This window comes from Actinomadura xylanilytica, from assembly GCF_030283145.1.
GTDB lineage: Bacteria > Actinomycetota > Actinomycetes > Streptosporangiales > Streptosporangiaceae > Spirillospora > Spirillospora xylanilytica.
The window spans coordinates 860,625-873,353 of record NZ_JASNWE010000004.1; the positions used below are offsets into that span (position 1 = coordinate 860,625).

A 12,729-nucleotide genomic window follows, 5' to 3' on the forward strand; every position below is an offset into this window, starting at 1 on the left:
TCCGGGTCTCCGCCGAACCTTCCCATGACGGGCCTCCGTCAGACGGTCACGGCCGGGTGCGGAGGCTCGTCCGGGCGGTCACAGCCGGGTGAGGTCGGCGACGGCGGTGACCAGGGCGCGCGTGTCGGCCAGGGTCGCCAGGACGATGTCGGCGCCCGCCGCGCGGAGCTCGGCCTCGGTGGCGCTGCCGGTGGCGACCGCGATGATCGGGGATCCGGCGATGTGCGCGGCCTGGACGTCGCGCGGCGAGTCGGCGATGTAGACGGTCGTCGACTCGGGGAACGGCGTGCCGTGCCGCTCCGCCGCCCGGGTGCGGGCCAGCTCCAGCAGCGCCGCCTTGCTGTAGACGCCGTTCTCGTAGCCGCCGCCGTCGAGGTCGAGGTGCGCGGCCAGGCCCAGCTCGGTCAGTTTCAGCACCGCGTTCGGCCGGACCGACCCGGTCAGCACCGACTGCACCAGGCCCGGCACGCGCGACAGCGCCTCGACGGCCTCGCGGGCCCCGGCCAGCACCCGGCCGTGCGTCCGCAGGTCGCCGCGGCGGGCGGCGAACGCCTCGGCGAGCGCGGTCATGAACGCGGGCAGGTGGTCGTCGGTGGTGACCACGTCGTTGAACGCCAGCGTCTCGAAGATGAGCTCGGACTCGGTCCGGCCCGGGGTCGGCGGCAGCCGCACCAGCGGGCGCCCGGTGGTGCGCTGGAACGCCTCGGCGTAGGACTCCCTGGTGACCCGTCCGACGTCCACCAGCGTGTGATCGATGTTCCACAGCACCAGACGGTTCAGCGTCGACATCCCGTTCCCATGCGCGTCCGAGGGTGCCGTGCGACACCGGCTCCGCCCGCACCACAGCCGGTGCGGGCGAGCTTATCGTCGGCCCTGCCGGGCCCTTCCCGCAACCGTGCCGGGGGTCACGGCCGGGTGCCCATGTGGGGGTAGCGGTGGTCGGTGGCCGGGACGAACGTCTCCTTGATCGACCGGACGTTCACCCAGCGCATCAGGTTGAAGATCGAGCCGGCCTTGTCGTTGGTGCCGCTGGCCCGCGCCCCGCCGAACGGCTGCTGCCCGACGATCGCGCCGGTCGGCTTGTCGTTGACGTAGAAGTTGCCCGCCGCGAACCGCAGCCGCTCGGTCGCGTCCGCGATCACCGCCCGGTCCCGCGCGACGATCGCGCCGGTCAGCCCGTACGGCGCGACGCCCTCCATCTGGGCGAGCATCGCGTCGTAGTCGCCGTCGTCGTACACCAGGACGCCGAGGATCGGCCCGAAGTACTCGGTGGTGAAGATCTCGTCGTCCGGGTCGGAGCACTCCAGGACGGTCGGCCGGACGAAGTAGCCCACCGAGTCGTCCAGGTCGCCGCCGGCCAGGATCCGGACGGTGTCGAGCGCCGCGGCCCGCTCGATCGCGGTCCGGTGCTTGGCGAACGCCCGCTCGTCGATCACCGCGCCCATGAACGCCGACAGGTCGGTGCCGACGTTCCCCATGGTGAGCGCGTCGACCTCGGCGCACAGGTCGTCGCGGATCCGGTTCCAGAGCGAGCGGGGGACGTAGGCGCGGGACGCGGCCGAGCACTTCTGCCCCTGGTACTCGAACGCGCCCCGGATCAGCGCGGTCTTCAGCACCGCCGGGTCGGCGGAGGCGTGCGCGACCACGAAGTCCTTGCCGCCGGTCTCGCCGACCACCCTCGGGTAGCCGTGGTAGCCGCCGATGTTCTCGCCGACCGTCCGCCACAGGTGCTGGAAGGTGCCGGTCGAGCCGGTGAAGTGGATCCCGGCGAGGTCGGGCCGCGGCAGCGCCGCCTCCGACACCGCCCGCCCGTCCCCGGTGACCAGGTTGACCACGCCGGGCGGCAGCCCCGCCTCCTCCAGCACCCGCAGGGTGAAGTGCGCGGCGAGCTGCTGGGTCTGCGCCGGCTTCCACACCACCACGTTGCCCATCAGCGCGGGCGCGGTCGGCAGGTTCCCGGCGATCGCGGAGAAGTTGAACGGGGTGATCGCCAGGACGAAGCCCTCCAGCGGCCGGTACTCCATCCGGTTCCACACCCCGGGCGGGGAGCTGGGCTGCTGGGCGTGGATCCGGCGGGCGAAGTCGACGTTGAACCGCCAGAAGTCGATCAGCTCGCAGGCCGCGTCGATCTCCGCCTGCTGGATCGACTTGGACTGCCCGAGGATGGTGGCGGCGTTCACCGTGGACCGCCACGGTCCCGCCAGCAGGTCGGCCGCCCTGAGCAGGATCGCGGCCCGGTCGTCGAACGGCGTCGCCCGCCAGCCCGGGGCCGCCTCGCGGGCCGCGTCGATCGCGGCGCCCACGTCGGCGGCCGTCGCGTTCCCCATCCGGCCGAGCACGTGCCCGTGGTCGTGCGGCTCGACCAGGTCGATGGGCGCGCCCCCGCCGAGCCGCCGCTCGCCGCCGATCGTCATGGTCAGCTCGGTGTGCCCGCCGGCGAGCTCCCCGATCCGGGTCTCCAGCGCGGCCCGCTCGGCGCTGCCGGGCGCGTATCCCTTGGCCGGTTCGTTGTGCGGTTCGGGGACGGTGGTGACGGCGTCCATACGGTGCTCCCTGAGGTCCGACATCGTCGTCGATGCGCGGGAGGGGCCCGTCCGGCGACGCGGAGGTCACCCCCTCGATGTTCGAGACCTACCCGCGGGTGCGCGGGTGACGCCCTCAGACGGCCAGGTGAGCGAGTTCCTGGGTGGCGTACCAGAGCAGCTCATGGTCCTCGGCGCCGTCGATGAGGACGTGGGCGTCCTCGTCGCCCGCGCCCGCGGCGGCCAGCGCGAGCGCGGCGGCGCGCACGTCGTCGGAAGCGGCCTCGTCGTCCACGTGACCGGCCGCGATCCTCTTCCACGGCACCGCCGCGGTGATCTCGACCAGGGCCGGGGCGTCCTCGTCCCCCGCCGACCGGACGACCTGGTCGGGCATCTCGGCCGCGAGCACCACCCGCCGGGCCGGGGCCTCGCCGAGGGAGGCGGCGAGCAGGCGCAGGGAGGCCCGCGCGGCGGCGGTCATCGCCGCGTACTCCAGCTCCTCCTCGTCACCGCCCGCGTACCACTCGCGCAGGGCGGGGGTCACCGCGTACGCGGCGAGCGGGGCGGGACCGGCCTCGCGGGCGGTGCGGACGCCGGCGAGACCGGCGAGCGTGGACGGCAGGTAGACGCGCATCCCGCCATTGTCTCAGCGCAGCAGGCCGAGGTCGCGGAGCGTCCCGATGGTCGCGGCGGGGTCGGTGTGGTGGATCCCCTGGAGGCCGAAGGCCTCGGCGGCGGTGATGTTGTGCTCGATGTCGTCGATGAACACGCACTCCTCGGGGGCCAGCCCGATCAGCTCGACCGCGTGCCGGAAGATCCGCTCGTCCGGCTTGCGCATCCCGACCTCGCCGGAGATCACCACGGCGTCGAACAGGCCGGCGAACAGGTCGCGGGGGTAGTCGTTGCCCCAGGAGTTGGACAGCAGCGCGGTGCGCGTCCCCGCCGCGCGGGCCGCGCGCAGCGCCTCGTACATCGGCTCGACCGGATCGAACGCGCCGAACATGCGGCGGATCAGCCCCGCCGCGGCCACCGGCCCGCCGTCCACGGTGCGCAGCTCGGCGGCCAGCAGCCGCTCGAACTCGGCGGGTTCGAGCGACCCGTCCTCGAGCCCGTGGACCGGGTTGAGCCCCTCGCCGCTGTACGCCTGCTTCACCCAGGCGCGCATCACCGACCCGTACCGGACCAGGTCGATCCGGTCGGCCTCCAGCCACACGCCGACCGCGTCGTTCAGCGGGGAGGTCAGCACCCCGCCCCAATCGGTGATCACGCCCTTGATCGTCACGGTTCGATGGTAGGCGATCCCGGCACCGCGGACCGAACGGCGTTCTGCCAAACTGGCCGCCATGGACTTCGAACTGAGCCCGAAAGCACGGGACTACCAGGGAAGACTGCAGGAGTTCATGGACGGGCACGTGTACCCGGCCGAGCCGGTCTACACGGCCTGGCGGGCGGAGCACGACCCGCACGCCCTGCCGCCCGTCGTCGAGGACCTCAAGGCCGAGGCGCGGCGGCGCGGCCTGTGGAACCTCTTCCTGCCGGACGTCTCCGGGCTGTCCAACCTGGAGTACGCCACGCTGGCCGAGCTGACGGGCCGCTCCCCCGACCTGGCGCCCGAGGCGGTCAACTGCGCCGCCCCCGACACCGGGAACATGGAAGTCCTGCACATGTTCGGGACCGGCGCGCAGAAGGACCGCTGGCTCACCCCGCTGCTGAACGGCGAGATCCGCTCCTCGTTCGCGATGACCGAGCCGGAGGTGGCCTCCTCGGACGCCACCAACATCACCACCAGGATCGTCCGCGACGGCGACGAGTACGTGATCAACGGCCGCAAGTGGTGGATCACCGGCGCCGCCGACGAGCGCTGCAAGATCTTCATCGTGATGGGCAAGACCGACCCGGACGCCCCCGCGCACCGCCAGCAGTCCCAGGTCCTGGTCCCCCGCGACACCCCCGGCGTGACGGTGCTGCGCCACCTCCCCGTCTTCGGCTACCAGGACCAGCACGGCCACTCGGAGATCCTTTTCGAGGACGTCCGCGTCCCGGTGACCAACCTGATCGCCGCCGAGGGCGACGGCTTCATGATCGCCCAAGCCCGCCTGGGCCCCGGCCGCATCCACCACTGCATGCGCGCCCTGGGCATGGCCGAACGCGCCCTGGAGCTGATGTGCCGCCGCGCCGCCGACCGGGTCGCCTTCGGCCGCCCCCTGGCCGCCCAGGGCGTCGTCCGCGAGCAGATCGCCGAGTCCCGCATGGCGATCGAGCAGGCCCGCCTCCTCACCCTCAAGACCGCCTGGCTCATCGACCGCGACGGCGCGAGAGGCGCCCGCTCCGAGATCGCCGCCATCAAGGTGGTGGTCCCGAGGATCGCGCACGAGGTCCTGGACCGCGCCATCCAGATCCACGGCGGCGCCGGCGTCTCCGACGACACTCCCCTGGCCGCCATGTACGCCTGGGTCCGGGCCATGCGCATCTTCGACGGCCCGGACGAGGTCCACGTCCGCACCGTGGCCCGCCAGGAACTCCGCAAGTACGAATGACCCCCTCGAACGGAACCCCAACCCGCAGCGGGTTTGGGTGAACCTCAGCCCGCAGAGGGGGGTTAGGGGGGAACCCCCAAGCGGGGGCTTGGGGGGCGCGCCCCCCAACGGGCCGAACGTCCGCAGCGAAGCAAGGACGTTCGGCCCGCCCCGGGGGGTCTGGGGGGTCGCCCCCCCAGGTCAAGCAGAACGGAGTCTTTGGAGGGCTTCTCGGACGCCGCCGTCGGTTTCTTCGAGGACGATGGTCGCGCGGGCGGCGGGGACTTCGCCGAGAAGGGAAACCAGGGCGACCCGGGTGTTCCCTCCGGCTTCGGCGAGGGCGTGTTCGCAGGTGCGGGCGTCCATGCCGGTCGCCTCGGTGAGGATGCGCACCAGCCGGGCGCGCAGCTTGGCGTTGAGGGCGTTGACGCTGACCATCAGGTTGGAGTAGGTGCGGCCCATCCTGATCATCAGGGTGGTGGAGAACGAGTTGAGCACCAGCTTGGTGGCGGTGCCGGCCTTCATCCGGGTGGATCCGCTGATCACTTCGGGTCCGGTGGCGAGCCCGATGTGCACCTCCACCTCGTCCCGGTGCGGTGTGCGCGGGTTGCAGCTGATCAGCGCGGTGCGGGCCCCGGCGGCGGCGGAGGCGCGCAGGGCGCCCAGCACGTAGGGGGTCCGGCCGCTGGCGGCGATGCCGACGGCGATGTCGCCGGGCCGTACTTCGGCGGCGTCGGCGGCGCCGAGGTCGGTGTCGTCCTCGACGTCGGAGACGGCCTGCGAGAGCGCGCCGAAGCCGCCCGCCTGGTGGGCGACGACCCGGCCCCAGATGCCGAACGTGGGTGGCAGTTCGGCGGCGTCGAGCACCGCGAGCCGTCCCGAGGTGCCGGCCCCGAAGTAGTGCACCCGGCCGCCGGCGCGCAGCGAGTCGACGGCTAGGTCGACCAGGCGCGCGATCTCCGGCAGGACGGCCGCCACAACCGTCGGGACGGTGGCGTCCTCGCTGTTGATCCGGCGGAGTACTTCGATGGTGGGCAGCGTGTCGACGTCGAGGGTCCGCGGGTTGCGGCCCTCGGTGGGGAGCTCGCAGTCGATCACCGACGCCTCCGGTCGGGTCGCACGGTCCTGCCGCGGACCGCCTCGAAAGTGGCTTCCAGGGCCTTGCGGGTCGGCGCGTAGGTGCGCTGCGCGACGCCGACGAACACACAGTCGACCACGGTGAGCTGCGCGAGCCGGCTGGCGGTCGCGCCGGATCGGAAGGTGGTCTCCCGTGCCGCGGTGGTCAGGATGAGGTCGGCCACCTCGGCGATGGGCGACTTGGGGAAGTTGGTCAGGGCGACGGTCGTCACGCCGCGGCTCCTGGCCACTTCGAGGGCGTCGATGGTCTCGACGGTCGCGCCGGTGTGGGAGATGCCGATCGCCACGTCACCGTGGCCCAGCACCGCGGCGCTGGTCAGCATGATGTGGGCGTCCGACCAGGCCGAGCAGACCCGGCCGATGCGGTGCAGCTTCTGCTGGAAGTCGGCCGCCACGTGGGCGCTCGCGCCGACCCCGTAGACGTCGACGCGTTCGGCGGCGACGATGGCGTCGACGACCTGCTCCAGCATCTTGATGTCGAGCTGGGCCGCGGTCTCCTCCACGGCCCGCGCGTCGGCGAAGCACACCTTCTCCACGATCTGCTCGAGTGAGTCGTCGGGGCTGATGTCGCTGCCGATGACCCGTCCGCCGCTGGCGCTCTGCGCCCGGCCCGCCTCGGTGGCCAGGGTCAGCCGCAGTTCGGGGTAACCATGGAACCCGATCGCCCGACAGAACCTGATGACGGTGGTCTCGGAGGTGCCGCAGTTCTGGGCGAGTTCGGTGATGGTCGAGTTGGCGACCCCTTCGGGGTCGTCGATGACACGCTGGGCGACACGCCGCTCAGCGGGGGGCAGGGATGGCAGCAGCGAGCGCACCCGTACCACGGTGCTCAGCGGCGTCGGCTCCTTGGGCGCCGCGTCGTCCCTGGGCGCACCGGGCTCCCCTGTGCTCCCCGGATCGGGGCCGGTGGGTTTCCTCATGGAAGAAATTTTCTTACTTCGAGGATGTCACGTCAACGGTAGAAAAGGCTACGGTCGCCATGTGTTGACCCATTTGGCCGGTCCGTACGTGGTCGGTATTGACGCGGGTGGCACGAAGACCCGCTGTGTCGTACTGACGCTCGGGGGAGCCCTGGCCGGCACCGGCACCGGCCCCGGGGCCAACCCCAACTCTGGGGGTGACACCGCCGGGGCGCTGACCACCGCCCTGCGGGAGGCGCTCGGTGACTTGGATCGTTCCCATGTGCTCACCGGCGTGTTCGGGATCGCCGGCGCGGGCTCGGCGGGACGGCCCGCCGCGGTCGCGGGCGCGCGGCGGGCGTGGCACTCCGCCGGGCTGCACGGGGCCCCGGCGGTGGTGACCGACATCGCGGTGGCGTTCGCCGCCGGGACCAGCGAGCCCAAAGGCATCGTGGTGTTCTCCGGCACCGGCGCCGGCGCCGCGGTGATCAGTGACGGCGCCATCGTCCAGCGCGCCGACGGCTACGGCTGGCTGGTCGGCGACGAGGGCTCGGCGGTGTGGCTCGGACGGGAGGCGGTCCGGGCCGCGCTCGCCGCCTACGACGGGCGCGGCTCCCCCACCCTGCTCACCGAGTCGGTCCCCCGCGCGCTGCTCGGCGGCGCGGTCGTCGCCGAGATCGACACCGGACCGCGCCGGCACCGGCACCACCGGGCGCTGGCCTTGGCCGGCGCCCCTTCGCTGGCACCCGGCTCCCCCGTCCTCACGCCCGGCGTCCCGCCCCAGGGCGGCGGGACGGGCACCGCGGTGCTGATCCCGGGGGCGGCCCGCCCGCCCGCCGGGGAGTCACTGGACCGCGCGGCCCAGCACGAGCCGATCTCCGGGCCGCCGCCCAACCCGCAGCTCGCCCAGGCGATCATCAAGGAGGTGTACGGCCGGCCGCCCGCGGCGCTCGGCCGGCTCGGCCCGGTGGTCGCGGCGGCGGCGACCGCCGGCGACCCGGTGGCCCGGCGGATCACCGACGAGGCCGCCGAGTGGCTGCTCCGCGACGTCGACGCCGTCCGCCCGGCCCTCACCGACCCGTCCGCCCCGGTGGTCATGCACGGCTCGGTCCTGCGGGACGGGCCGGTCGCCGAGGCCGTCCGGACCGGGCTCAGCGACCGGTTCGCCACGCCCCCGCGCCGCGCGGGGGACGGCGCCGTGGGCGCGGCCGGACTGGCGCTGCGCCGTCTCGGCTTCCCCCTGCCCGACTGACGCCCCCTCCTCTCGACCGTTCCCCACCTCCCTGCCTCCCCGGCTTCGGCCGTTTCGGCCGTTTCGGTTGCGTTGACCCGGTCCATCGTGACTAAGGTGTGATCACGGTGGATCGAGAACCGTTGGACCGGCCCTCTGGGCCGCGCTCCGCCGGGACCACCGGCCACAGGCGTGGCATGTGCTGTTTCGACTGCGTTTCAACGCAGCATCGTCCGTCCAGCTTGGGCCCCCTCCCCTATCGGCGGGCCGATCAGGCGTCCCCGGGACTCCCATCGCTCCCCCCGGCACGCCCCAGCACACCCGGACGAAGACCGAGTCCGCACTCCACGTCTTCGAGGTCGCATGCACTCCGCCCCAGAGGCGGGCCGTCACAGGCCTGCCCGCTCCCGCCTGCCGCGCTTCGCTCGCGCCTCCCGTCTCATCCCCATGCCGCGCCGCCGGAAAAACCCGGACCGGCGGAAGAACCCGGCCCGGCGGCGGCGCCTCCGGCTCGTCCTCATCATGATCGTCGCAGTCGTCATGGCGGCGAGCGTGTGCGTGGGCGTCGCCTACGTGCGCACGCCGCTGCCGAACGAGCCGCAGGACGGCGTCACCGACCAGGGCTCGGCGGTCTACTACGGCGACGGCCGGACGCCCATCTTCCGGCTCGGCGCCAACCGCGAGATCGTCCGGCACGCGCAGATCCCCGCCCACGTCCGCTGGGCGGTGCTCGCCGCCGAGGACCGGGGCTTCTACGCGGGCCACGGGGTCTCCCCCACCGGAACCGTCCGCGCGCTGCTGAACAACGCCTCGGGCGGCGACGTCCAGGGCGGTTCGACGATCACGCAGCAGCTCGCCCGCAACTACTTCAAGGGGCTCAGCCGGGACCGCTCCGCGGGCCGCAAGTTCAAGGAGATCTTCATCTCGCTGAAGCTGGCCCGGCACCGCGACAAGGACGACATCCTCGACCTGTACCTGAACACCATCTTCTTCGGCCGGCAGACCTCCGGTGTCCAGGCCGCCGCCCGCGCCTACTTCGACAAGGACGTCTGGCAGCTCACCGTCGCGGAGGGCGCGGTGCTCGCCGCGATGATCCAGCAGCCGACCTACTTCAAGACCCGGGGCGGCGACGCGCCCGCCCGCGCGCTGCGGGCGCGCTGGCGGTACGTCCTGGACGGCATGGTGGCCATGGGCCGGCTGTCCCGGGACGAGGCCGCGCGGCAGCGGTTCCCCCGCACCCTGGACGAGTGGCGCGGGGTGGACGTGTCCGGCCAGTCGCTGCTGGTCAGGCAGCGGGTCCAGGAGGAGCTGCGGCAGCTCGGCATCCCGATGGACAGCGCGGTCAACGGCGGCCTGAAGATCTACACCGGGCTGGACCGGCGCTGGATGGGCTACGCCGAGCAGGCCATGCGCAAGGTCCGCGAGCCCGACTGGCCGACCGGCATCCGCGGCGGGCTGATCGCGGTCGACCCTCAGGACGGCGCGGTCAAGGCGTTCTACGGGGGCGACCCGGCGCGCAGCCAGTACGACGCGGTCTTCAACCCGGTGGCGCAGGCGGCGTCCACCTTCAAGCCGTACGTGCTGGCCGCCGCGCTGCGCCGCGGCTACAACGTCAGGTCGAGGGTGAACGGGCGGTCCCCGCAGAAGTTCGCCCCTGACGGCAGCATCACTCCGCAGACCGCGCCGGGCTACGAGGTCGACAACGACGAGGAGATCGGCTCGCTCGGGGTGATCGACCTGGTGAAGGCCACCGCGCTGTCGGTCAACACCGGGTACGTGAAGCTGGCGTTCGAGGCGGGCGTCGCGAACGTGCTGCGGACCGCGCAGGATCTCGGCGTCCCCGAGCCGGCGCTCCGCCCGTTCAAGGGCCAGGTCGGGATCGCGCTCGGCATCGCCAACGTCCCGGCGGTGAACCAGGCGGCCGGGTACGCGGCCTTCGCCAACGGCGGCACGGCCGTCACGCCGCACCTCATCACGAAGATCGTCGACAAACGCGGGCGGACGGTGCCGCTGCCCTGGACGAAGCCGGGCCGCCGGGTGCTCACCCAGGAGCAGGCCGCGCAGACGTCCTACGCGCTTCGTGCCACGGTCCGCGAGGGGACCGGGCGGCGGGCGGCGCTCAGCGATCGCGAGGCGGCCGGCAAGACCGGGACGACCGACCACAACCACGCGGCCTGGTTCGTCGGGTACGTTCCGCAACTCTCGGCCGCCGTGATGATGGCCAACACCGCCCAGAAGCCACTCAAGAACCTGCCCGGGTTCTCCGGCACGGTCGCCGGGGAGAACCTGCCGTCGAGCGTCTGGCACTCGTTCATGGAGAAGGTCACCCGCGACATGCCGCGGAAGGACTTCCCGACGCCCGGATTCAGCGGCGTCGCCGGCGACTGGGGCGCCCTCCCCACGCCTGGCGCGCCCACCCCGGACGGCCCCACGCCGGGTGCGTCCACGCCGGGCGCCCCCACGCCGGGCACGTCCAACCCGGGCGGCCCCGTCCTGGGTGCTCATCCCCCGGGCGAACTCGTCCCGGCTACTCCCAAGCCCCAGACCGGCCCCGGTCGCCAACGCGCGGCCACCTCGGAGCCCGGGTCCGACGGGCGGTGAAGGCGGTGCGGGACACCGCGGGTCGACATGACATCCGCGAACGGATACCGTCGCGAGATCAGATCACGGAGAAGTAACGGCGGCCCTGCCGGGGGACCGGGTCCGCCACGCGCCTCACGTCCGCTCGCGCTCGTCGCGGCGGCGGTCCTCGTCATGCCGCTGGCCGGGTGCGGAGGCGGTACCAAGGGCGGCAAGGGCGAGCCGGGCGCGACCGCCAAGGGCGGGTCGGCCGGCACCGCCGGCTCCCCGAGCCCGGCCGTGCCGAAGGGCGCGTGGATCCCGGGGTTCGTGGCCAAGATGAGCCCGGCGGAGAAGGTCGGCCAGCTGTTCGTCCCGACCTTCTCCAGCCGGGCCGACGCGATCTCGCTGGTCAAGCGGTACCACGTGGGCGGGCTGATCTACTTCCCGCGCAACATGCGCACGCCCGAGCAGACCGCCGCCCAGTCCAACGCGATCCAGAAGAGCTCGAAGGTCCCGCTGCTGCTCGGCGTGGACGAGGAGCAGGGCATCGTCTCGCGCACCCCGTTCATCACCCGCTTCCCCGGCAACATGGCGCTCGGCGCCACCCGCGACCCCGCCGCCGCGCGGGCCGCCGCGAAGGTGACCGGCGCCGAGCTGCGCGCCATCGGGATCAACCAGGACTACGCGCCGGTCGCCGACGTCAACCTCGATCCGGCCAATCCGGTGATCGGCGTGCGGTCGTTCGGCTCCGATCCCGGCCAGGTGTCGCAGCTGCTGCGCGGCGCGATCGCCGGATACCAGGACGCGGGCGTCGCCGCCACCGCCAAGCACTTCCCCGGGCACGGCGACACCGGCACCGACAGCCACACCGGGCTCCCGGTGATCCAGCACTCCCGGCGGACCTGGGAGCGGCTGGACGCGCCCCCGTTCAAGGCCGCGATCGCGGCCGGCGTCGACTCGATCATGTCGGCGCACATCGTGGTGCCCAAGCTGGACCGCTCCGGCGACCCGTCCACCCTGTCCAGAACCGTGCTGACCGGGCTGCTGCGCGGAAGCCTCGGCTACCAGGGCGTGATCATCACCGACTCGCTGGAGATGGCCGGCGCGCGGCGCAAGTACGGCGACGCCGCCACCCCGGTGCGGGCGATCAACGCGGGCGCCGACCAGCTCCTCATGCCGCCGAACCTGCCGCGCGCCCACCAGGCGGTGCTCGCCGCGGTGCGCAGCGGCACGATCCCCCAGAAGCGGCTGGACGAGGCCGTCGGGCGCGTCCTGCGGCTCAAGGAGGCGCGCGGCCTGTTCCGCGGCACCCGCGCCGACCCGGCCCGCGCGGCGGCGTCCGTCGGCACCGCCGCCCACAAGGCCACCGCCCGGATGGTCGCCGAGCGCGCCGTCACGCTCGTCCGCAACGACGGCGGCCTGCTCCCCTTCAAGGGCAGGAAGGTCTACGTCAGCGGCCCCAAGAGCGCGCGCCTGGCGGCCGAGCTCGGCCGCGCGGGCGTCCGCACCACCACCAGCCTGACGGCGGCGGACGCGGCAGTGCTGACCACGCTCGACGCCGGATCGGTGACCGCGGCCCGGGTCCGCGCCCTCGGGGCCAAGCCGGTGGTGGTCGCCGCCCTCGGCAGCCCCTACGACCTCGACGGCGCGGGCGCCGCCAAGGCTGCGCTGGCCACCTACTCTTCGGGCGCCGTCTCGGTCACGGCCCTCGCCGAGGTGCTGGCCGGACGGGTGAAGCCGACCGGGAGGCTGCCGGTGAACGCGGGCGGCGAGCGCGCCGGGCACGGCCTGAACTACGGGTGACCATGGACGGGCCGCCCGGATCCTGAGAAAATCGCGGCGCCTTCGTCCCCCGGGAGGTC

Annotated in this window: 10 protein-coding genes; 4 read left to right on the forward strand and 6 right to left on the reverse strand. The window is 73.3% G+C overall.

What is annotated here, in order from left to right:
* Window positions 1–78: 78 nt before the first annotated feature.
* The 4 genes from QP090_RS27845 to QP090_RS27860 form a co-directional block, all read right to left on the reverse strand.
* The gene (locus tag QP090_RS27845; protein WP_285942378.1) at window positions 79–789 is read right to left on the reverse strand and encodes an HAD family hydrolase; all 711 of its coding nucleotides are present in this window, start codon (window positions 787–789) and stop codon (window positions 79–81) included.
* A 116-nt stretch (window positions 790–905) separates the two neighbouring features.
* Complete coding sequence (gene pruA / locus QP090_RS27850) at window positions 906–2,543, reverse strand: L-glutamate gamma-semialdehyde dehydrogenase (RefSeq protein ID WP_285942380.1); 1,638 nt, start codon at window positions 2,541–2,543, stop codon at window positions 906–908.
* 115 nt (window positions 2,544–2,658) lie between these two features.
* Window positions 2,659–3,156 (reverse strand): DUF6912 family protein, encoded by a 498-nt coding sequence (locus QP090_RS27855; RefSeq protein ID WP_285942381.1) that lies wholly within the window; start codon window positions 3,154–3,156, stop codon window positions 2,659–2,661.
* 12 nt (window positions 3,157–3,168) lie between these two features.
* On the reverse strand, window positions 3,169–3,804 hold the full coding sequence (locus tag QP090_RS27860; RefSeq protein ID WP_285942383.1) for an HAD family hydrolase: 636 nt from the start codon (window positions 3,802–3,804) through the stop codon (window positions 3,169–3,171).
* Between the two features lie 61 nt (window positions 3,805–3,865).
* Here QP090_RS27860 and QP090_RS27865 point away from each other — a divergent pair, with 61 nt between their 5' ends.
* Window positions 3,866–5,059: an acyl-CoA dehydrogenase family protein gene (locus QP090_RS27865; protein ID WP_285942385.1), complete on the forward strand. Its 1,194-nt coding sequence runs from the start codon at window positions 3,866–3,868 to the stop codon at window positions 5,057–5,059.
* A 180-nt stretch (window positions 5,060–5,239) separates the two neighbouring features.
* Here the strand turns inward: QP090_RS27865 and QP090_RS27870 are convergent, their stop codons facing one another.
* The gene (locus QP090_RS27870; RefSeq protein ID WP_285942386.1) at window positions 5,240–6,136 is read right to left on the reverse strand and encodes an N-acetylmuramic acid 6-phosphate etherase; all 897 of its coding nucleotides are present in this window, start codon (window positions 6,134–6,136) and stop codon (window positions 5,240–5,242) included.
* Entirely contained in the window at window positions 6,133–7,095 is a 963-nt protein-coding gene (locus tag QP090_RS27875) for a MurR/RpiR family transcriptional regulator (RefSeq protein WP_285942388.1), read from the reverse strand. The genes QP090_RS27870 and QP090_RS27875 overlap by 4 nt, the downstream gene beginning before the upstream one ends.
* 61 nt (window positions 7,096–7,156) lie before the next feature.
* On the opposite strand from QP090_RS27875, the gene QP090_RS27880 reads away from it, so the two are divergent.
* The 3 genes from QP090_RS27880 to QP090_RS27890 all read left to right on the forward strand — a co-directional run bounded on the left by QP090_RS27880 (window position 7,157) and on the right by QP090_RS27890 (window position 12,670).
* On the forward strand, window positions 7,157–8,326 hold the full coding sequence (locus tag QP090_RS27880; protein WP_285942389.1) for an N-acetylglucosamine kinase: 1,170 nt from the start codon (window positions 7,157–7,159) through the stop codon (window positions 8,324–8,326).
* 501 nt (window positions 8,327–8,827) lie between these two features.
* Complete coding sequence (locus QP090_RS27885; RefSeq protein ID WP_285942391.1) at window positions 8,828–10,906, forward strand: transglycosylase domain-containing protein; 2,079 nt, start codon at window positions 8,828–8,830, stop codon at window positions 10,904–10,906.
* A 153-nt stretch (window positions 10,907–11,059) separates the two neighbouring features.
* A complete protein-coding gene (locus QP090_RS27890; protein ID WP_285942393.1) occupies window positions 11,060–12,670 on the forward strand; it encodes a glycoside hydrolase family 3 protein in 1,611 nt (536 codons plus the stop codon).
* Window positions 12,671–12,729: the final 59 nt, after the last annotated feature.